The following is a 20,048-nucleotide window of genomic DNA, read 5'->3' as shown; positions in this document are numbered from 1 at the left end:
GGTCGCCCCGGACCGCCCACCGCCGTCGCCTGACGGACGGGCCGACCCGGCCTCCCGAGCCCCCTACCGTGCCGCTCCCCCGCGCCGCCACAGCAGCGCCGCCGCGCCCAGGAACACCGCGCCGAGGGTCGCTGCCGCCGGGACCGTCCAGGGGAGCGTTCCGCCGTTCCCGTCCGGGATCGGGGTGGGGCCCTTGCCGAAGTAGCGGGCGCGTTCCGTCGCCGTGCGCGGGGGGTCCGGATCCTCCTTCGCCGCAGCGGCGAGCGCCGCCCGCGCGTCCACCGTGCCGAAGCCGCGCGCGTCGTCGTGGCCGCCGGACGGGCGCGCGCTCGCGGTCTGTTCGAGCAGGGCCCGGACGCGGTCGGGGGGCAGGTCGGGGTGCGCGGCGCGCAGGAGGGCGACCGTGCCGGAGACGAAGGCGGCGGCGGCGCTCGTGCCCCAGCCCTCGTAGTAGCGCAGGTCGGGGTTGAGGGTCACGATGTCGTCGCCCGGGGCCGCGACGGTCGCGTACCAGCGGCGCGTCGAGAAGCGCGCGTGCTGGCCGTAGCGGTCGACGGCCGTGACCGCGATGACGCCGGGGTAGGCCGCCGGGTACGAGACGTGGTCGCCCTTCTCACCGTCGTTGCCCGCGGAGGCGACCACGACGACGTCCTTGCCGAGCGCGTACCGCACGGCCGCGTCCTGCTCCGGCTGCGGGCGTGCCTCGGTGCTGTCGTCGCCGAGCGAGAGGTTGATGACGTCGGCGCCGTGGTCGGCGGCCCAGCGGATGCCCTCGGCGAGCGCCTCGCCCCGGGTGCGCCCGGCGCGGGGCCGCTGCGGGTCGTCGTCCTCCAGGATGACCCGTACGGGCAGGATCTTCGCCTCGGGCGCGATGCCCATGACGCCGTCGTTCGCCCCTGGCCCGTGGCCGTGCGCGGCGATGATCCCGGCCATCGCGCTGCCGTGCTCGGCCCAGTGCTCCTCGCCCGCGTGCGCGCCGAAGCCGACGAGGTCCTTGCCGGGCAGCACGTTTCCGGCGAGGTCCGGGTGGTGGGCGTCGACGCCCGTGTCGAGCACGGCGACGGTGACGCCCTCGCCCTTCGTCGTGGTCCAGGCGTCCTGCGCCCGCACGGCGGCGAGCCCCCACTGCTGCGCGCGGATGCCGTCGGCCGCCGCGCTGTGGGCGGGGAGGAGGACGAGGGCGAGGCCCGCGGCCCCGACGAGCAGAGTGCGCGGGGCTCTCACCGGAGGGGCTCCTCGGACGGGTGGACGGCGCCGGCGGCCCTCGTGAGGGCGCGGTCGGCCTGGGACGCGAGCGCGGCGGTGTCGTGGCCGAGCCCGGAGAGGGCGACGGTGCCCTCCTCGCCCTCGCGTGTCGCGTGCGCGGCGGGGACCGGGGCCGTGAAGGACCGTCCGTCGGCGAAGCCGGAGACGGCCCAGACCACAACGGGCAGGTCGGTGCGCACGGCGAGGCTCCAGCTCACGCGCTGCCGGGCGCCGAAGCCCTCGGCGAGGGTGCCCCGCGGTCCGTAGGGAAGGGGCAGCAGGTCGGTGCGCGTGTCGAGGTGCTCGGTGCGGAAGCGGGCGCGCAGCGAGGTCATTCCCGCCGGGTCGGTCCTGGTGAAGAGGAGGCCCACGGTGGTGAGGTGGCTGCGGGTGGCGTCGGTGTACGTGGCGCGCAGCAGCCGCAGGCAACCGGCGGGGGCGAGGGCCTGGCGCAGCAGCGGGTCGAAGGCGCGCGCGCAGCCGCTGTCGGGGGCGACGGCGACGCGCGTCCAGGTCCGGTCGGCGCCCCCGGGCCCCGCGCTCTCGTCGTGCACGACGGGCGGGAAGAGCGTGTCGACGGGGACGCTGTGCCACAGCCGGGCGGCGGCCTCGTACCGCGTCGGCACGAGGGGCTCTGTCTCCCCGGCGAGCACGCCCCCCGCGACGGCCCCGCCGAGGAGCCCGAGCCCGAGGACGAGGCAGACGGCGGCGGAGACGCGCGAGCGGCGCGGCACCACGGGGGCGGCGGGGGCGCTTCCGGTCGGCGCGGGCAGGTCGCCGGGAGCGGGGAACGCGGGCGCGGGTGGGGGCAGCGGCGGGAGCGGGGGCCCGGCCGCCGGGGCCGGTACGGAGCGCGGGGGCTCGGTCGCGAGGGTCGCCGCGGCCTGCGGGGGCTGGGCGGGAGGCCCGGAAAGCGGCACGGGGCCCGGGGTGACGGCCGGGTGCGGGCGATGCCGCGGGTACGGCGGTATGCGGCCCGGCGCGCCGTCCTCGGCGCCACCCGGCTCCCGCGCCCCCGTGCCAGCGGCCTCCCGCACCCCCGCGCCACCCAGCTCCCGCGCCTCCGCACCGCCCCGCTCCCGGCACGTCGTCCCGGCCGTCAGCGACACTCCCCGTTCGCGCGCTTCCGCACCTGTGGGCTCCCGCGTCTCCGCGCTCTCCCCCTCTCCGCTCGCCGTGCGCGGTGGGCGCAGACGGGGCAGGGGGACGCGGGGGGTGGTGGCGGGCGGGGAGGCGGGGCGGTCCGGTGTGGGCGGGAGTGGCCGGGCGTCCGTGCTCATGCGCTGCCCGTGTCCTTCCGCTCGCCGACGTGCCCGGGCCCGCGCGGCGGGCGGGCGCGGCGGCTCGGGTGCCGGTCACTTTACGGGGTCCCGGAGCGCGCCGGGGCCCGTGCGCGCGGGCCGTCGCTTTGGCCCGGAACATCCCCTGGGGCGCGGTGGGTTCGTTCCGCTCTCTACCCATCGGTAGGGGGGTCTGGCAGGCTGCGCCCATGACCGCCCGCGCAGCCGACCGGGCCCGCTACGACCGGGCCACCGCCCACCTCGAAGCGCCGCTGGCGCTCGTCGACCTGGACGCCTTCGACGCGAACGCCGACGACCTCGTGCGCCGCGCCCAGGGCAAGCCGGTCCGGGTCGCGAGCAAGTCCGTGCGCTGCCGCGCCCTGCTCGAACGGGTCCTCGCGCGGCCCGGGTTCGCGGGGGTCATGTCGTTCACGCTCGCGGAGTCGCTGTGGCTGGCCCGCGAGGGCTTCGACGACGTGCTGCTCGCCTACCCCTCCACCGACCGCTCCGCCTACGCCGAACTCGCCGCCGACGCACGGCTGGCCGCCGCCGTGACAGTCATGGTCGACGACCCGGCGCAGCTCGGGCTCATCGACGCCGCCCGTGGCAGCGGCACCGAGGAGATCCGGGTGTGCCTCGAACTGGACACCTCGCTGCGGCTGTGGGGCGGCCGGGTACGGGTGGGCGCGCGCCGCTCTCCGCTGCACTCGCCCGCGCAGGTCGCGGACATGGCGCGCGCGGTGGCGCGCACGCCGGGTTTCCGGCTCGTCGGGATCATGGCGTACGAGGGCCATGTGGCGGGCGTGGGCGACAAGCTGGCGGGGCGTCCGTTGCGGTCGCGGGCCGTACGGCTCATGCAGGCCGCCGCGCGCCGTGAACTGGCCGCGCGCCGGGCCGAAGTGGTGCGCGCGGTGCGCGCGGTCGCCCCCGGCCTGGAGTTCGTCAACGGCGGCGGGACCGGGAGTGTGCAGCACACGGCGGCCGAGGACGCGGTGACGGAGATCGCGGCCGGTTCGGGGCTGTACGTGCCGCGGCTCTTCGACAACTACACGTCGTTCACGGGGCGTCCGGCGGCGCTCTTCGCTATGCCCGTCGTGCGCCGTCCGGGCGTCGGCGTGGTCACGGTGCTCGGCGGCGGCTACCCGGCGTCGGGGGTGGCCGGGCGGGACCGGCTGCCGGTCCCGTACCTGCCCGGGGGGCTCTCGTACGACCGGCGGGAGGGGCCCGGCGAGGTGCAGACGCCGCTACTGGGCGCGGTCGCCGACGATCTGCTCGTCGGCGACCGGGTGTGGTTCAGGCACGCGAAGGCCGGGGAGCTGTGCGAGCGCTTCGACCGGCTGCACCTCGTGCGGGGCGAAGCGGTGACGCAGACGGTGCCGACGTACCGCGGCGAGGGGCGCACGTTCCTCTGAACCCCCTTCTCCGCGGGGTCAGTCGGCGATCTTGATGCCCTCCGCCGTCTCGTCGAGCACCTGAGGTCCGGCCGGGTCCGCGTCCGCGTCGAGCCGGGCCCGTACGACGAGGAGCGTGCCCGGCTCGTGGGGCGAGGGGAAGACGAGGGACTGGACGTAGCCGCCGACGCCCTCGCGGGGCGCGCACACCCGACGCACGAGCCAGCCCTCGCGGCCCGCGGCCTGGACGGGACCGGCCGCGGCGAGGCGGTGGCTCGCGCCGGGGTAGGCGGCCTCGGCCGCCGCCTCGTTGTCGCGCTCGGCGCGGGCGCGGGCGGCTCCGGGGCGGCCGGGGACGGCGGTGACGGTGATGCGGCCCGGGGTGCAGTCGCCGTCGTCGCCGCAGCGGTGCGGGCGGCCCGTGACGAGTGCGGGGCCTTCCGCGCGCCAGCCCTCGGGGACGGGCAGGACGATGCCGTGGAGCGTGACGCCCGCCCCGCCCGGGGTGCTGCTCCCCCGTTCGCCGTCCGCCGCGTCGGTGACGCGGACGAGGGGGTCCTCGCGGGTGCTGAGCGCGGCGATGCCGACGACGATCCCGGCGAGGAGCACGGCGCCGCCGAGGAGGAGGGCGAGGAGCACCGCGCGGCCCGGGGAGCCGCCGCGGCCTCCGGGCACGCGCCAGGAGGGGCCGGGCGCGCGGACGTCGGGGCTCCATGTGGCGCCGTCCCACCAGCGTTCGCCGTGGGTGCCGTGGGGGTCGGGGTACCAGCCCGGCCGGGCGGGGGGCGTCTCCATGGTGGCAACTTTAGGTCGTTTCGCCCGTTCGGCCGGGTGAACTCACCCGCTCGCCGCGCCGGTTACCGCGGACTGGAGCGCGCGGCCGTGCCACGCGCCCCTCCGCCGCGTCCGGAGCCGGTACTTCAGGCTCGCTGGGGTGACTCCTTCTCAGGCCCCGCCGAAGGCGCTGTCCCGCTGGTCGGGGATGACCGAGCCGTCGTCCCGTCGCGCGGGTCCGTGGCTGCCGTCCTCCTCGGTGCGCGCGGTCGTCGCGCAGGGATAGGCGTCCTTCTTGCGGGGCAGTGGCTCGATGAACATCGGGTTGACGAGCCAGCGGCCGTCCTCGTTGTCGTAGGCGCGGCACATGATCTCGTTCTTGTTGCGGTTGAGCACGAGGTGCGCGCCCGTCGCGTCGCCCACGAAGGTGACGTCGGTGTCGGCGTCGCCGCCGCCGATCGCGATGCGGTGGGCGAAGTCCTGCCGCTGCCAGGCGCGCGGGCCCTTGACGCCGAAGATCTCCTGGTTGATCCAGCAGCGCTTGCCGTCGATGTAGGGGATGTCGGCGCCCTTGGAGGCGGGTTCGCCGCCGCAGCCCTCGTTGAGCGTGGTGATGCGGCCGCGGCGGTCGAGGAGGCTGCGGATGGCGATGGTGTGCTTCTTGTCGATGCCGATGCCCGCCGACCACACCTCGGTGACCGGCTCGGAGCCCGCCGAGACGATGTAGACGTCGAAGCCGGCGCGCTGGAGGGTGCGGACGAGGTCGCGCTGCTGCGCGTAGTAGCGCACGTACCCCGGGAGGGTGTGCGTGCCGACGCGCTGGGTGGCGCCGACGGGCGCGGCGAGGGCCTCGGCGCGGGCGCGGCGCGTGTAGTCGGTGAGTTCGGCGGGGGTGTGCCCGGCGAAGAGCTGGGGGACCCAGGCGTACTCGGGGACGGTGCGGCGGTGGTTCCAGGTGCCCGCGAAGGCTTCGGCGCCGCTCATGGTGCGGGCGGCGCTGCGGATCTCGAAGATCTCGTCGGCGCAGGCGGTCCGCCGCGAGGTGGGCAGCGGGGCGCCCACGGGGACGTCCGTGCCGCACGCCTGCGTGAGCGCGGCGGCGGCCTCGTCGGTGAGCCAGGCGCTCGTGTCCTTCCAGTCGCGCGGGCGCAGGATCTTGTCGTGCCGCAGGGACCAGGCGATCGTCGCGTCGGTGATGTCGTTCTTGGAGATCGTGTTGTCCCAGTCGAAGGCCGCGACGGGGCGCGGCCCTTCGTAGTGCTCGCTCGCGAGGGCCGGGTGCGCGCACGTGCCGCGCTCGTCGACGACGCGCTGGAGGGCGGCCCTGTTGTGCCCGTACCAGGGGAGCTTCTCGCTGAGCCGGGGGCAGTGCGCGCGAGGGGCCGGGGAATGGGCCCCGGCGGGGACGGCGGTGGAGAGCAGCGCGGCGGCGGCGAGGCCGAGCGAGGCGAGCAGGGGGGCGGTGCGGCGCATGGGGGGTCCGATCTGTCCGACGGCAGGGCGGAGCGCGGGGCCGCCGCCGTCCCGTGGACACGGGCCACAGGAGGGGCGACCCCGGATGTCATGCACCGTACATGCCTGGTTCAGAGGGGAGTTACGTACGCGCCGGAGATTCCGCCGTCCACCAGGAAGTCGGCGGCGTTGACGAAGGAGGAGTCGTCGCTCGCGAGGAAGGCGACGGCGGCGGCGATCTCGGTGGCCTCCGCGAAGCGGCCGACGGGGATGTGCACGAGGCGGCGCGCGGCGCGCTCGGGGTCCTTGGCGAAGAGTTCGCGGAGCAGCGGGGTGTTCACGGGCCCGGGGCACAGGGCGTTGACGCGGATGCCCTCGCGGGCGAACTGCACGCCGAGTTCGCGGGACAGGGCGAGGACGCCGCCCTTGGAGGCGGTGTAGGAGATCTGGCTCGTCGCCGCGCCCATGCGGGCGACGAAGGAGGCCGTGTTGATGATGGAGCCGCGCCGCTGCTGGCGCATGTAGGGCAGGACGGCCTGGCAGCACAGGTAGACGGAGGTGAGGTTGACCTCCTGGACGCGGCGCCAGGCGTCGAGGCCCGTGGTGAGGATCGAGTCGTCCTCGGGGGGCGAGATCCCCGCGTTGTGGAAGGAGACGTCGACGCTGCCGTACGTGTCGAAGGCCGTCTTGAAGAGGGCGGTGACGTCCTCGGGGACGGTGACGTCGGTACGGCGGAAGAGCCCGCCGGTCTCTTCGGCGGCCGCCTTGCCGGTCTCCTCGTCGAGGTCCGCGCAGACGACGTGGGCGCCCTCGGAGGCGAGCCTGCGCGCGGTCGCGAGGCCGATGCCGCTGCCCGCGCCCGTGACGACGGCGGTGCGGCCGACGAGGCGGCGGCAGACGGGGGTGTCGGCGGCGGGGGGCGTGTCCTGCTGCTGTGCGCTCATGGGGTGGTCCTCAGCCTTCCGTGCTGATGAAGACGTTCTTGGTCTCGGTGAAGGCGGCGAGCGCGTCGGGGCCCAGTTCCCGCCCGAGCCCGGACTCGCCGTAGCCGCCGAAGGGGGTGTGGTAGCGGACGCTGCTGTGCGAGTTGACGGAGAGGTTCCCGGCCGCGATGCCGCGCGCGACGCGCAGCGCGCGGGCGCCGTCGCGGGTCCACACGGAGCCCGAGAGCCCGTACGGGGTCGCGTTGGCGAGCCGTACGCCCTCCTCCTCGCCGTCGAAGGGCAGCACGACGGCGACGGGCCCGAAGACCTCCTCGACCGCCACGGGGTCCTCCGGGCGCGCGCCGAGCACGAGTGTCGGCGGGTACCAGAAGCCCGGCCCCTCGGGCGCGTCGCCCCGTACGACGTCGAGGCCGGGACCGACGTACGAGGCGACGCGTGCGCGCTGCCGCGCCGAGATGAGCGGGCCCATCTGCGTGTCGGGGTCGGCCGGGTCGCCGACGACGACGGCGCGCAGGGCCGGTTCGAGCAGGGCCAGGAAGTCCTCGTAGACGGGGCGTTCGACGAGGAGGCGGGTGCGGGCGCAGCAGTCCTGCCCCGCGTTGTCGAGGAAGGACATGGGGGCGGAGGAGGCGGCGGCTTCGAGGTCGGCGTCGGCGAAGACGAGGTTGGGGCTCTTGCCGCCGAGTTCGAGCGTCACCGGTTTGACCTGCTCCGCGCAGAGCGCCATGACGCGTTTGCCGGTACGGGCCGAGCCGGTGAAGACGACCTTGCGCACGCCCGGGTGCCGCACCAGGTCCTCGCCCGCGCCCGGCCCGGTGCCCGGCAGGACCTGGAAGAGGCCCTCGGGCAGGCCCGCCTCCAGGGCGAGTTCCGCGAGGCGCAGGGCGGTGAGCGGGGTGGTCTCGGCGGGCTTGAGGATGACGGCGTTCCCGGCGGCGAGCGCGGGGGCGCTGCCCCAGCCCGCGATGGGCAGCGGGAAGTTCCAGGGAGCGATGACGGCGACGACGCCGAGGGGTTCGAGGAAGGTGAGGTCGACGCCGCCAGCGACCGGGATCTGGCGTCCGGTCAGGCGCTCCACTCCCCCGGCGGCGTACTCCAGGAGGTCGCGCACGTTGCCCGCCTCCCAGCGGGCGTTGCCGAGCGTGTGCCCGGCCTCGGCGACCTCCAGGCGGGCCAGCTCCTCGACGTGCGCGTCCACCGCGGCGGCGAAGCGGCGCAGGAGCCGGGCGCGGTCCGCGGGGGCGAGGCCGGCCCAGCGGTGCTGTGCGGCCATCGCGCGGCGGACGGCGCGGTCCACCTCCTCGGGGCTCGCGGCGTGGACGGTGGCGAGGAGTTCCTCGGTGGCGGGGTTGAGGACGGGCAGGTCGGTGGGGGCGTCGGGCATGGCGGAGTCCTCGCGGGGCTGGATGCGGTGCGGTGGTACGGGAGCGGGCGGGAGGAACGTGACGGGGCAGGCGGCACTGGCGGCGCGGGGCGGGCGAGGGCGGGCGGCCCCGGCACCGCCCGGCGCGCGTACCGCTTCAGAGCCGTTCGAAGGAGCGGCGGAGTTCCCAGTCGGTCACGGCGGCGTCGAAGGCGTCGAGTTCGACGCGGGCCATGTTGGCGTAGTGGGCGACGACGTCCTCGCCGAAGACCTCGCGGGCGAGGGCGCTCTCCCGCCAGAGCGCGGCGGCCTCGTGGAGGGTGCCGGGGACGCGCGGGAGGCCGGACTCGTAGGCGTTGCCCGTGCAGGGCTCGGGGAGTTCGAGTTCCCGCTCGACGCCGTGGAGTCCCGCGCCGATCATCGCCGCGACGGCGAGGTAAGGGTTGACGTCGCCGCCGGGGAGCCGGTTCTCGAAGCGCAGCCCCTGCCCGTGGCCGACGACGCGGAGGGCGCACGTGCGGTTGTCGGGGCCCCAGGCGACGGCGGTGGGCGCGAAGGAGCCCGGCCGGAAGCGCTTGTAGGCGTTGACGGTGGGCGCGTACAGGAGCGTGAAATCGCGCAGCGCCGCGAGCTGTCCCGCGAGGAAGTGCCGCATGAGCGGCGACATGCCGAGCGGTCCTTCGCCCGGCATCGCGGACGCGCCGTCCGCGTCCGCGAGCGAGAGGTGGATGTGGCAGGAGTTGCCCTCGCGTGCGTTGAACTTCGCCATGAAGGTGAGCGCGCGCCCCTCCTGGGCGGCGATCTCCTTGGCCCCGGTCTTGTACAGGACGTGCTGGTCGCACGTCCTGAGCGCCTCGTCGTAGCGGAAGACGATCTCGTGCTGGCCCGGATTGCACTCGCCCTTCGCGGACTCGACGGTGAGCCCGGCGCCCGCCATCTCGTTGCGGATGCGGCGCAGGAGCGGCTCCACGCGGCCCGTGCCGAGCACCGAGTAGTCGATGTTGTACTGGTTCGCCGGGGTCAGGTCGCGGTAGCCCCGGTCCCATGCCTGCTCGTACGTGTCGTTGAAGACGAGGAACTCCAGCTCGGTCCCGGCCCGTGCCACGAGGCCACGCTCGGCGAGGCGGTCGAGCTGGCGGCGCAGGATCTGGCGCGGGGCGACGGTGACGGGGGCGCCGTCGGTCGTGGCGAGGTCGCCGAGGAGGAGCGCGGTGCCGGGGTGCCAGGGGACGCGGCGCAGCGTCGCGAGGTCGGGGGCGAGCGCGAAGTCGCCGTACCCCCGCTCCCAGGACGAACTCGCGTAGCCGTCCACGGTGTTCATCTCGACATCGACGGCGAGGAGGTAGTCGCAGCCCTCGGTGCCGTGCGGCAGCACCTCGTCGAGGAAGAAGGGGGCGGCGAAGCGCTTGCCCTGGAGGCGGCCCTGCATGTCGGGGAAGGCGAGCACGACCGTGTCCACCTCGCCCGCCCTCACCTGCGCGGTCAGCTCCTCGACGCTGAGGGGAGCGGTACGGGGGGAGGTGGTGCGGTCCGCCACGGAGGTCTCCTTGGGTGAGCCGGGAACCTTAAGGTAGGGCCGGGGACCTTTGGACGGAAGGGGGCGGGGCCGTGTCCGGCGGGGCGGAAGAGGAGCGGGACGGCGGTCTCGGCCGGGTCCTGCGGCCCGTGCGGGGCGGCAACGGTTTCGAGGAGGCCCTGGAACAGGTGCTCCAGGTGCTGCGCCTCGGCCTCGTCGCCCCGGGTGAAAGACTGCCGCCCGAGCGGGAGTTGGCGGAGCGGCTGAGGGTGAGCAGGGCGACGCTGCGGGAGGTCATCTCCGTCCTGCACACCGAGGGCCTGGTCGAGTCCCGGCGGGGGCGGTACGGGGGCACTTTCGTGCGGGGCGGGACGCGTGCTCCCCGGCGGGCGGGCGTGGACCTGGAGGACGTGCTCGCGCACCGCGAGGTCCTGGAGACGGGGGCCGCCGAGCTGTGCGCGCGGCGGGCCGCCGACCCGGTGCACGGGCCCCCACTGCGGGCGTGGCTCTCGGCGAGCCTCACCGCGCTCGACAGTGCCCCGCTGGAGCCCGTCGCGGCCTACCGGCGCGAGGACACGCTGCTCCACCTGGGCCTCGCCGAGCGCACCGGGTCGGCTTCGCTCGCCGCCTCGTACGCCTCGGTGCGCGCGGCCGTCAACGACCTGCTCGACCGCATCCCGCTCCTCGTCCGCGGCCTGGAGCACTCCCAGGCCCAGCACGGCGCGCTCGCGCGGGCGATCCTCGCGGGCGACGCGGCCGGGGCGCGCGAGCGGATGCGGGAGCACTGCGCGGGCACGGCGGCGCTGCTGCGGGGCTTCCTGAGCTGAGCGCGACCGCCGGCCGGGGGAAACCCGTGCGACACAAAGGTGTGGGACCGTACCTTTGAAGCCCGACGGTGACGGAAGGTGGTCCGGGGTGTCCGAGGCGGCGTGGGGCGCGGAGCCCGTCATCGGGATCAGCACGTACTGGGAGGCGGAGGCCCGCTGGGGCGAGTGGACCCTCCCGGCCGCGCTGCTGCCCGCCCAGTACCCCGGGCTCGTGCGGAAGGCGGGCGGCACCGCCGTGTTGCTGCCGCCGGACGCGCCCGCGCGGGCGGCGGCGCTCGTCGCGCGCCTCGACGGGCTCGTGATCGCGGGCGGCGCGGACGTGGACCCGGCGAGGTACGGGGCCGCGCGCGAGCCGGAGTGCGGCCCGCCCGCGCCGGAGCGGGACGCGTGGGAGCTGGCCCTCATCGCGGCTGCCCTGGCGAGCGGCACCCCGCTGCTCGGCATCTGCCGGGGCATGCAGCTCCTGAACGTGGCGCTCGGCGGCACCCTGCGCCAGCACATGACGGGCCACGAGGGCGGCCGGGGCGTCTTCGGCAGCCACGCCGTCCATCCCCGCCCCGGCACCCGCTACGCGGACCTCGTCCCCGGGCCCGTCCGGGTCGCGACCCACCACCACCAGTGCGTGGACCTCCTCGGCCGGGGCCTCGTGGTCGGCGCGGAGTCCCCGGACGGCACGGTCGAGGCCGTGGAACTCCCCGGCCCCGCCTGGACCCTGGGCGTCCAGTGGCACCCGGAGATGGATCACACGGACCTGCGGGTGACCGAGGGTCTCGTCCGGGCGGCGGCGGCCCCGGCGGGCCTCACTGTCTGAGCCGGCCGCGCGCCGTTCGCGCCCTACCCGTTCCCCCGCGTCAGCGACAGCAGGTCCCGTGCCGCCCCCGAGGGCCGCTCCCCGCGCCGCCACACGGCCCGCAGCACCCGCCCGAGCCCCACCCCCCGTACGGGGACGGGCACCAGCGTGCCCGCGCCCACCTCGTCGCGCACGACCAGCTCGCTCAGTACCGCCGGGCCCACGCCGCTCAGCGCCGCGGACTTCAGCGCGGTCGTCGAGGACAGCTCCAGCAACGGGCGCTCCGGGCCGCCGTAGGGGGCGAGCGCGGCGTCCAGGACCTCGCGCGTCCCCGAGCCCTCCTCGCGCAGGATCAGCGGCGTCGCGGCGAGGAGGGCGGGGTCGAGACCGGCGGTGAGCGCGGTCCACGGGTGCCCGGGACGTACGAGCACGAGCAGCCGGTCACGGGCGATGACTGCGCCGTCCATGCCCGCCGGAACGCCGAGCCCCTCCACGAAACCGAGGTCGGCCTCGTCGTGGAGCAGCCCCTCCACGACCGTGCGCGTACTGCCCGCCCGCAGCGACACCGCCGTGTCCGGCCGCAGGGCGCGCAGCGCGACGAGCCAGCCGGGCAGCAGGTACTCGCCGATCGTCATGCTGGCCGCGACCCGCAGCCGCGAGTCCCGCCGCCCGCGCAGCGCCCGCGCCCCCGCGTCGAAGGCCTCCGCCGCCTCGGTCACCCGGCGCGCCCAGCCCGCCACGAGCAGGCCGGTCGGCGTGAGCCGCGAGCCCTGCGGCGAGCGCGCGACGAGCCCGACCCCGAGCTGCCGCTCCAGGCTCCGCACCCGCCCCGAGGCGGCGGGCTGGGTGATGCCGAGTTCCTTCGCCGCGCGTCCGAGGCTCCCGAGCCGCTCCACGGCGAGGAGCACTTCGAGCAGCCCGAGGTCGGGAACGCGCCGGGCGAGCGGGCCCTGCTCCCCGCCCGTGATCCCGCTCACGCTCCGTGGCGGCGCCTCGCTCCGCCCGCCGCCCGAACCACCGTCCGCCGCACGCCCGTTCCGCCCGCTCATAAGCCGAGCTTATGTGGTCATAGCCGCATTGTCCCTGGTGAGGGGTCCGGAGGGCCGGAGAACATGGCGGAATGAGCCTCTCGTCCCTCGCCGTGGCCCCGCCCACCGGCACCTCCGCGCCCCCTCCCGACTCGCGGCTGCGCGGTTTCGGGCCGAACCACTACGCGGCGGTGATGGGTACGGCGATGCTCGCGACGGCGGGCGGCGGACTGCCGCAGCACGTCGGGGGGCTGCGCGGGCTGTGCACGGCGTTCTGGGCGCTCGCCGCGCTCGCGCTGCTCGCCGTGCTCGTGGCGCGCGGCGCGCACTGGGCGCACCACCGCGACCAGGCGCGGGCGCACCTGCGCTCCCCCGCCGTCGCCCCGTTCTACGGCTGTCTCGCGATGGCCTTCCTCGCGCTCTCGGCCGCGACGCGGCGGGTCGGCGCCGACGTGCTCGGGCACGGCCCGGCCATGGCTGTCGCCGCGGTGCTCTTCGTGGTCGGCGCGGTACTGGCCGTCGTCGTCGCGGCGGGGATCCCCGTGCTGATGATCGTGCACGCGCGGGCGCGCTTCGCCGATGTCTCGCCGGTGTGGCTGCTGCCGCTCGTGGCGCCGATGGTCGCCGCGTCCACGGGTCCCGGGCTGGTCACGGAGCTGCCCGCCGGGCAGGCGCGCGAGACGCTCGTGTACGGGTGTCTGGCCCTCTTCGGCACCTCGCTGCTCGCGGTCCTCGTCGTGCTCCCGCTCGTGGGGGCGCGGCTGCTGACGGGCGGGGGCTGGCCGACGCGGCTCGCGCCCTCGCTCTTCCTCGTCCTCGGGCCGCTCGGCCAGTCGGTGACGGCGACGGGCGCGATCGCGGAGGCGGCGCGCGGGGTGCTGCCCGGCGGCACCGCGGAGGGCCTGCGGATCTTCTCGGTCGTGTACGGGGTCCCCGTGATGGGCTTCGCGCTGCTGTGGCTGCTCATCGCCGCCGCGCTCGTGGCCCGCGCGCTCGCCCAGGGCCTGCGGCCCTCGTCGACGTGGTGGGCGTTCACGTTCCCCGTCGGCACCTGCGTCACGGGGGCGACCCAGCTCGCCGCACACACGGGACTGGCCGCCTGCCGCTGGCTCGCCGCGGGGCTCTACGTCTTCCTGCTGCTCGCGTGGTGCGCGGCGGCCTTCGGCGCGGCACAGGAACTGGGCACCCGCCCCGCGACGGCGGCCTGAGCGCCCTACCGGAGCGACGCCGCCCTCCCCGGAGCGGTGGCGCCCCTGCCGGAGCGGTCGAGCGCCCTACCGGGGCGGCGCCTCGCCCGCCTCGATGTGGTCGCCGACCGCGACGACGAGGAGCCGCGTGTCGGGCTCGGTGGCTCGCCACCTGTGCCGCACGCCGCCGCTGAGGTAGAGAGCGTCCCCGGCGCACAGCTGGTGGACACGGCCCTCCGCCTCGGCGGTGACCGCGCCGTCCGCGACGTAGAGCAGCGAGTCGTTGCGGTACTGGAACTCGCGGCCCGAGTCCTGGTCGCCGCAGTACTCCATCGCCTGGAGCTGGTGCTGGCCCCGTACGAGGGAGCGCACGCCGGGGGCCGGGGCCATCAGCGCGGTGTCCTCGTCGTCGCTGCGGACGACGTCCACGGTGTGTGCGGGGTCGGCGGCGGCGAACAACTCGTCGACGGTCGTCTCCAGCGCGTGCGCGACGGCCCGCAGGGAACGGGTGGACGGCCGGGCGCGTTCGTTCTCGATCTGGCTGAGGAAGGGCACCGAGAGGCCCGAGCGGCGGGCCACGGTGGCGAGGGTGAGTTCGAGGGCACGCCGGCGACGGCGTACGGCGTTGCCGACCCTCGGGGCTTCCTTCTCGTCCATCGCTGCCGCTCCCTCCCGCGGGCCCCGTCCACCGGGGCATGTGAGCAGCCTACGCAGTCGCGGCGCGCGAGGGGAGCCGAGTGCGGGAGTCGGCCCACCCGCGGACGCCCGTGAGGGCGGGACCCCGGGATGGGTCCCGCCCTCACGGTGTGGAGCCCCGGCCGTCCACGGTGGAGCGGCGGCCGGGGGCGGAGCGGAGCGGCGGAGCCCCCGCCAGGTGTCCGTGCGCGCACTCGGCGGAAGCCCGCCTCACCACTCCACTTCTCCCGCCCCGGCCCCGCCCGCGGACGCGGAGCGGGGCGCGGCCGGGTTACATCGGCGCCATCTTGTCGACGATGCCCGGGTTCTTCTCGACCCAGTTGTCGACGGCCTTCTCCTCGTGCCCGGTGCCCTGCTTGTGCAGCTCGTTCTCCAGGTCCGAGAGCTGGCTGTCGCTCATCCTGAAGTCCTTGAGCCACTTCGTGAACTGCGGGTACTGCTTCGGGAACTGCTTGGAGGCCACGGTGGTGAGGCGGTCGCCCTTGCCGAAGGAGCCCTTGGGGTCCTTGAGCTTGGTCAGGTCGTACTGGTTGTACGCCCAGTGCGGCGACCACAGCATGACCGCGATCGGCTCCTTCTTGGCGTAGGCCCGCTTCAGCTCCGAGAGCATCCCGGGGGTCGAGCCGTCGACGACCTTGTACTCCTTGTCGAGGCCGTACGAGGGCAGGACCTTGTTCTTCAGGATGTCCATCGTCGCGGTGCCCGGCTCGATGCCGATGACGCGTCCGCCGAACGTGTCGCCCTTGCCCTTGAGGTCGGCGAGGGAGCTGACGTCCTTCACGTAGCTCGGCACGGCGATCTCCAGCGAGGTCGGCGAGTACCACTCACCGATCTTCGTCAGCTTGCTCCCGTACTTGTCCCAGTAGTTCTTCTGGGTGTACGGCAGCCAGCCGTCGAACTGGACGTCGAGCTGGTTGCGGGACATCGCGGCGTACATCGGGCCGACCTCGAACTGCTTGAGGTTCATCTTGTAGCCGCGCTCTTCGAGGACGTGCTTCCACAGGTACGTGGCGGCGATGTCCTCCTCCCAGGGGAACCAGGCGACGTTGATCGCGCGGTCGCGCTCGTCCTTGCCCGCGTCGTTCTTGAAGTCGACGGCGGAGGCGGAGGAGCCGCCCTTGACCGGAGCGAGCTTGTCGACGATGCCGGGGTTCTCCTCGATCCAGCCCTGGACCGCCTGCTGCTGCTTGCCCTTGCCGGCGTCCTTTCTTGAACTCCGACTCCTTGCCCTTCAGATCCGCCGTGGACTTCACACCCTTGACATACGAAGGAACAGCGATCTCCAACGAGGTCGGGCCGTACCAGCCGCCCATGTCCTCCAGCTTGTCGCCGTACTTGTCCCAGTACTGCTTGTGCGTGTGGGGCAGCCAGGAGTCCGTCTCGAAGTCCACCTGGCCGTTGGCCATGCCCGTGTAGAGCGCTCCGGCCTCGTACTGCTTGGCCGAGACCTTGAAGCCGCGACGCTCCAGGATCTCCTTCCAGAGGTACGAGGAGGCGATGCCCTCGTCCCACGGGATGAAGCCCATGTTGACCGTCTTGCCCTTGCCGACGTTGACGTCGGTCTTCTGCACGGGGGCGAGCTTGTCGACGATGCCCGGGTTCTTCTTGATCCAGGACTTGACGGCGTCCTGCTGCTTGCCCTTGCCGGCGTCGCCCTTGCCCCAGCTGCCCTTCGGGTCGCTCAGCTTCGTCAGGTCGTACTTGTCGTACGCCCAGTGCGGCGACCACAGCGTGACCGCGATCGGCTCCTTCTTCTTGTACGCCCGGTCCAGCTCCGCCAGCATCCCCGGCGTCGAACCGTCGATCACCTTGTACTTCGACAGGCCGTAATCCTTTCTTGAACTCCGACTCCTTGCCCTTCAGATCCGCCGTGGACTTCACACCCTTGACATACGAAGGAACAGCGATCTCCAACGAGGTCGGGCCGTACCAGGCACCCAGGTCCTCCAGCTTGTCGCCGTACTTCTTCCAGTACTGGGCGTGGGTCGTCGGCAGCCAGGAGTCGGTCTGGAAATCGACCTGTCCGTTGGCCATCCCGGTGTAGAGCGAACCCGCCTCGTACTGCTTGGCGTCCACCTTGAAGCCGCGCTGTTCGAGGAGCTCCTTCCAGAGGAAGGTCGAAGCGACGCCTTCGTCCCAGGGGATGTAGCCGACGCTGATGGTTTTGCCCTTGCCGACGTCCGTGGCGTCGACGGTCTTCGCGTCGTCCGAACCGCCGAAGACGCCCATGCCGCCCGCGACGAGCCCGAGGATCACGACACCGATGACCGCGACGGTCGGACGGGGCCGGTAGTTCCAGATCTTCAGGCCTTGCATGGCGCGCACGCGCGCGGCGGCGCGGCGGCCGAGCGGGGATATCTGCTGACCGAGGGCAGCGACGACGCGGTCGAGGAAGATCGCGAGGACGACGATGGAGACCCCGGCCTCGGAGCCGAGCCCGATGTCGACGTTGCCGATCGCCTGGTAGACGGAGCCGCCGAGGCCGCCCGCGCCGACCATGCCCGCGATGACGACCATCGACAGGTTGAGCATGATGACCTGGTTGACACCGGCCATGATCGTCGGCAGGGCCAGCGGGAGCTGGACGCCGAGGAGCGTCTTGCGCGGCGTGGTGCCGAAGGCGTCGGCCGCCTCGACGAGTTCGTCGTCGACCTGCCGGATGCCGAGTTCGGTCATGCGCACGGCGGGCGCGAAGCCGAAGATGATCGTGGCCACGATGCCGGTCGGGACGCCGACCCCGAAAAAGAAGATCGCCGGGATCAGGTAGACCATGGCGGGCATCGTCTGCGTGAAGTCGAGCAGGGGCCGCACGATGGCACTCGCCCGCTGCGATCTCGCGGTCCAGATGCCGAGGGGCACCCCGATGACCAATGCGATCACGGTGGCGACGATGACGAGCGCGAAGCTGTTCATCGCCGGTTCCCACAGTTCGAGCGAGTCGATCAGCGCGAAGCCGGCGAAGGAGAGCACCCCGGCGGTGAGCCCGCGCAGCCAGAACGCGAGGACCGCGAGTATCCCGGCGAGCAGCAGCGGCTCGGGGGCGGTGAGCACGGCGTTGGCGCCGTCGTACATGCCCTTCGAGCACGTGACGATGAAGTCGAAGAGCCAGGAGAGGTTGGTCTGGAGCCAGTCGACGATCGAGGCGACCCAGTCCCCGAGATGAAGCCTAGGCACGTGCACTCACCTTTCCGGTGGCGCCCTCGTGGCGCTGTTCCGGAGTCGTGGCGAGCGTGGCGCCCTGCTCCTGGGGGTTCATCGGCTCGCCGAGGACCGCGAGCAGACGATCGCGGGGGACGACGCCGACGAGCGAGCCGTCCGCGTCGGTCACGGCGATCGGCACACCGCTGGTCGAACTCGGGCCGAAGAGCTGGAAGATGGGGGTGGTCTCGCGCACCGTGGCCGGTGCCGCGGCGAGGACGTCGGCGGGGGCGCGCAGTTCCTCGCCGCCCGGTCCAGTGGTCCCGTACACGGTGTCCACGTCGGCCATGATGGCCCCGGCGGTGAGCACGCGGGAGCGGTCGACGTCCTGGGTGAAGGCGGCAACGTAGTCATTGGCCGGGGTGACGAGGATGTCCTCGGCCGTCCCGGTCTGCACGATGCGGCCGTCACGCATGACGGCGATCTTGTCGCCGAGCCGCATGGCCTCGTTGAGGTCGTGGGTGATGAAGACGATGGTCTTCTTCAGGCGCTTCTGGAGTTCGACGAGCTGGTCCTGCATGTCACGGCGGATCAGCGGGTCCAGTGCGCTGAAGGACTCGTCCATGAGCAGCAGGTCGGCGTCGGTCGCGAGGGCGCGGGCGAGGCCCACGCGCTGCTGCATACCGCCGGAGAGCTCGTCCGGCCAGGACTTCTCCCAGCCCTTGAGCCCGGCGAGTTCCAGCGCCTCGGTGGCGCGGCGCTCGCGCTCCTCGCGCGGCACGCCCTGCACCTGGAGGCCGTAGGCGGCGTTCTCCAGGACGCTGCGGTGCGGGAAGAGCGCGAAGTGCTGGAAGACCATGCTGATCTTCTTCGCGCGCACCTCGCGCATCCCCGCGGCGCTCAGCTCGGTGAGGTCCTGCCCGTCGAAACGGACGTGGCCCGCGGTGGGCTCCAGGAGCCCGTTGAGCATCCGGAGCAGCGTGGACTTGCCCGATCCGGACAGGCCCATCACCACGAAGATCTGGCCCTCGTCCACGGAGAAGGAGGCATCGATCACGGCGGCCGTGATGCCTTCGGCGCGCAGGTCCTCGCGCGCGGCGCCGTCCTTCAGCCGGCCGACTGCGGCCTCGGCTTGCCTGCCGAAGACCTTGAACAAGTTCTCTGCTTGTAGCTTTGCCACAAACACCTCTCGGGTCGCACGAAAAGCGGCTCGCCACCCCCAGTCGCGGCGAGCCGTGAAGCTTGCGGATTCCTTCCGCTGACCCGAGTCGTTCCAGTCGGCGCGTCGGGTTCGCTCCGGGGGCGCTGCTGCCCGGAGCTATACCCATCAAACGATTATGTGACCCAGATCACTCTCCGATCAGACCAAAGTCCTTGCGTTACCTCCTCGTTATGGTGTGGGGTGTGCGCCCACACACAGGGGCGGGCGCGCGGCGAAAAGGTTCGGCCACACCGCGGCGGGTGCGGCAAGATGCCACGCGTGACGCAGACTCCCCGGCTCATGCTCCTCGACACCGCCTCGCTCTACTTCCGCGCCTACTTCGGCGTCCCCGACTCGGTGCGCGCCCCGGACGGGACCCCGGTCAACGCGGTGCGGGGGCTCCTGGACTTCATCGCGCGACTCGTCCAGGACCACCGCCCCGACGCCCTCGTGGCCTGCATGGACGCCGACTGGCGGCCCGAGTGGCGGGTCTCCCTCATCCCGGGCTACAAGGCGCACCGGGTCGCCGAGGAGAGCGAGACGGGCCCCGACGAGGAGGAGGTGCCCGACACCCTCTCGCCGCAGGTACCGGTGATCGAGGCGGTCCTCGACGCGCTCGGCATCGCGCGGCTCGGCGTCCAGGGATACGAGGCCGACGACGTCATCGGCACCCTCGCCACCCGCGCGCACGGCCCGGTCGACATCGTCACGGGCGACCGCGACCTCTTCCAGCTCGTCGACGACGCGCGCGGCGTCCGCGTCCTCTACCCCCTCAAGGGCGTCGGCAGCCTCCAGGTCACCGACGAGGCGTTGCTGCGCGAGAAGTACGGCGTCGACGGGCCCGGGTACGCGGACCTCGCGACCCTGCGGGGCGACCCGAGCGACGGTCTGCCCGGGGTCCCCGGGATCGGCGAGAAGACCGCCGCGAAGCTCCTCGCGGCGTACGGCGATCTCGACGGCATCCGTGCCGCCGCCGCCGACCCCGCATCGAAGATCACCCCGGCCCAGCGCCGCCGCCTCGTCGAGTCGGCCCCGTATCTGGACGTGGCCCCCGCCGTGGTCCGGGTCGCGCGCGACATCCCCGTGCCCGAGGACCTCGACGAGCGGCTGCCGGACGAGCCGCGCGACGGGGAAGTGCTCGCGGCCCTCGGGGAGCGCTGGGGGCTCGGCAGCTCGCTCGATCGTGTACTGCACACCCTCACCCGGTGAAGTGCTA

General features: G+C 74.0%; 15 protein-coding genes and 1 pseudogene. 5 read left to right on the top strand and 11 right to left on the bottom strand.

Features of this window, described 5'->3' with window-relative positions:
• Positions 1-63: 63 nt before the first annotated feature.
• Entirely contained in the window at positions 64-1,224 is a 1,161-nt protein-coding gene (gene mycP / locus IF99_RS0105695) for a type VII secretion-associated serine protease mycosin (RefSeq protein WP_030995231.1), read from the bottom strand.
• A complete protein-coding gene (locus tag IF99_RS34695; RefSeq protein WP_234340592.1) occupies positions 1,221-2,525 on the bottom strand; it encodes a hypothetical protein in 1,305 nt (434 codons plus the stop codon). Before IF99_RS34695 ends, mycP begins: the two co-directional genes overlap by 4 nt.
• A 209-nt stretch (positions 2,526-2,734) precedes the next feature.
• Here IF99_RS34695 and IF99_RS0105685 point away from each other — a divergent pair, with 209 nt between their 5' ends.
• Positions 2,735-3,937: an amino acid deaminase/aldolase gene (locus IF99_RS0105685; protein WP_030995229.1), complete on the top strand. Its 1,203-nt coding sequence runs from the start codon at positions 2,735-2,737 to the stop codon at positions 3,935-3,937.
• A gap of 18 nt (positions 3,938-3,955) precedes the next feature.
• Here the strand turns inward: IF99_RS0105685 and IF99_RS0105680 are convergent, their stop codons facing one another.
• The 5 genes from IF99_RS0105680 to IF99_RS0105660 form a co-directional block, all read right to left on the bottom strand.
• A complete protein-coding gene (locus tag IF99_RS0105680) occupies positions 3,956-4,711 on the bottom strand; it encodes a DUF2510 domain-containing protein (RefSeq protein WP_030995228.1) in 756 nt (251 codons plus the stop codon).
• 150 nt (positions 4,712-4,861) lie between these two features.
• Positions 4,862-6,163, bottom strand: coding sequence for a haloacid dehalogenase-like hydrolase (locus IF99_RS0105675; RefSeq protein ID WP_030995227.1), 1,302 nt, complete (start codon positions 6,161-6,163; stop codon positions 4,862-4,864).
• A gap of 110 nt (positions 6,164-6,273) precedes the next feature.
• Positions 6,274-7,086, bottom strand: coding sequence for a 3-oxoacyl-ACP reductase (locus IF99_RS0105670; RefSeq protein ID WP_030995226.1), 813 nt, complete (start codon positions 7,084-7,086; stop codon positions 6,274-6,276).
• A gap of 10 nt (positions 7,087-7,096) precedes the next feature.
• Positions 7,097-8,470 (bottom strand): aldehyde dehydrogenase family protein, encoded by a 1,374-nt coding sequence (locus tag IF99_RS0105665; protein ID WP_030995225.1) that lies wholly within the window; start codon positions 8,468-8,470, stop codon positions 7,097-7,099.
• A gap of 136 nt (positions 8,471-8,606) precedes the next feature.
• Entirely contained in the window at positions 8,607-9,986 is a 1,380-nt protein-coding gene (locus IF99_RS0105660; RefSeq protein WP_030995224.1) for a glutamine synthetase family protein, read from the bottom strand.
• Between the two features lie 71 nt (positions 9,987-10,057).
• Here IF99_RS0105660 and IF99_RS0105655 point away from each other — a divergent pair, with 71 nt between their 5' ends.
• Together IF99_RS0105655 and IF99_RS0105650 are read left to right on the top strand one after the other, a co-directional pair.
• Positions 10,058-10,792 carry a FadR/GntR family transcriptional regulator gene (locus IF99_RS0105655; protein ID WP_030995223.1) on the top strand — a complete coding sequence of 245 codons (735 nt, stop codon included), beginning with the start codon at positions 10,058-10,060 and terminating at the stop codon, positions 10,790-10,792.
• A gap of 88 nt (positions 10,793-10,880) precedes the next feature.
• Positions 10,881-11,603 (top strand): gamma-glutamyl-gamma-aminobutyrate hydrolase family protein, encoded by a 723-nt coding sequence (locus tag IF99_RS0105650; protein ID WP_030995222.1) that lies wholly within the window; start codon positions 10,881-10,883, stop codon positions 11,601-11,603.
• A 23-nt stretch (positions 11,604-11,626) separates the two neighbouring features.
• Here the strand turns inward: IF99_RS0105650 and IF99_RS0105645 are convergent, their stop codons facing one another.
• Positions 11,627-12,631, bottom strand: a complete 1,005-nt coding sequence (locus tag IF99_RS0105645; protein ID WP_030995221.1) for a LysR family transcriptional regulator — start codon at positions 12,629-12,631, stop codon at positions 11,627-11,629.
• Positions 12,632-12,702: 71 nt separating this feature from the next.
• Between IF99_RS0105645 and IF99_RS0105640 the strand changes: the two genes are divergently transcribed.
• Positions 12,703-13,818 carry a TDT family transporter gene (locus IF99_RS0105640; protein WP_030995220.1) on the top strand — a complete coding sequence of 372 codons (1,116 nt, stop codon included), beginning with the start codon at positions 12,703-12,705 and terminating at the stop codon, positions 13,816-13,818.
• 66 nt (positions 13,819-13,884) lie between these two features.
• Here the strand turns inward: IF99_RS0105640 and IF99_RS0105635 are convergent, their stop codons facing one another.
• The 3 genes and pseudogenes from IF99_RS0105635 to IF99_RS0105625 form a co-directional block, all read right to left on the bottom strand.
• Positions 13,885-14,454 (bottom strand): helix-turn-helix domain-containing protein, encoded by a 570-nt coding sequence (locus IF99_RS0105635; protein ID WP_030995219.1) that lies wholly within the window; start codon positions 14,452-14,454, stop codon positions 13,885-13,887.
• A 310-nt stretch (positions 14,455-14,764) separates the two neighbouring features.
• A pseudogene (locus tag IF99_RS31585) lies at positions 14,765-17,667 on the bottom strand (glycine betaine ABC transporter substrate-binding protein).
• Positions 17,660-18,811, bottom strand: a complete 1,152-nt coding sequence (locus IF99_RS0105625) for a quaternary amine ABC transporter ATP-binding protein (RefSeq protein WP_199806457.1) — start codon at positions 18,809-18,811, stop codon at positions 17,660-17,662. Before IF99_RS0105625 ends, IF99_RS31585 begins: the two are co-directional and overlap by 8 nt.
• A 321-nt stretch (positions 18,812-19,132) precedes the next feature.
• Here IF99_RS0105625 and IF99_RS0105620 point away from each other — a divergent pair, with 321 nt between their 5' ends.
• Positions 19,133-20,041: a 5'-3' exonuclease gene (locus tag IF99_RS0105620; RefSeq protein ID WP_030995217.1), complete on the top strand. Its 909-nt coding sequence runs from the start codon at positions 19,133-19,135 to the stop codon at positions 20,039-20,041.
• The last annotated feature ends 7 nt before the right edge of the window (positions 20,042-20,048 follow it).

This window comes from Streptomyces sp. NRRL F-5630, from assembly GCF_000719475.1.
Taxonomy (GTDB): Bacteria; Actinomycetota; Actinomycetes; order Streptomycetales; family Streptomycetaceae; genus Streptomyces.
The sequence above is the reverse complement of the archived record's forward strand: the minus strand, read 5'-3'. Positions and strand labels throughout refer to the sequence as shown.

Coding starts and splice junctions, on each gene's coding strand:
- IF99_RS34695 (WP_234340592.1), bottom strand. CDS start 2,525: ATGAGCACGGACGCCCGGCCACTCCCGCCCACACCGGACCGCCCCGCC.
- IF99_RS0105685 (WP_030995229.1), top strand. CDS start 2,735: ATGACCGCCCGCGCAGCCGACCGGGCCCGCTACGACCGGGCCACCGCC.
- IF99_RS0105680 (WP_030995228.1), bottom strand. CDS start 4,711: ATGGAGACGCCCCCCGCCCGGCCGGGCTGGTACCCCGACCCCCACGGC.
- IF99_RS0105675 (WP_030995227.1), bottom strand. CDS start 6,163: ATGCGCCGCACCGCCCCCCTGCTCGCCTCGCTCGGCCTCGCCGCCGCC.
- IF99_RS0105670 (WP_030995226.1), bottom strand. CDS start 7,086: ATGAGCGCACAGCAGCAGGACACGCCCCCCGCCGCCGACACCCCCGTC.
- IF99_RS0105665 (WP_030995225.1), bottom strand. CDS start 8,470: ATGCCCGACGCCCCCACCGACCTGCCCGTCCTCAACCCCGCCACCGAG.
- IF99_RS0105645 (WP_030995221.1), bottom strand. CDS start 12,631: ATGAGCGGGCGGAACGGGCGTGCGGCGGACGGTGGTTCGGGCGGCGGG.
- IF99_RS0105640 (WP_030995220.1), top strand. CDS start 12,703: ATGAGCCTCTCGTCCCTCGCCGTGGCCCCGCCCACCGGCACCTCCGCG.
- IF99_RS0105635 (WP_030995219.1), bottom strand. CDS start 14,454: ATGGACGAGAAGGAAGCCCCGAGGGTCGGCAACGCCGTACGCCGTCGC.
- IF99_RS0105620 (WP_030995217.1), top strand. CDS start 19,133: ATGCTCCTCGACACCGCCTCGCTCTACTTCCGCGCCTACTTCGGCGTC.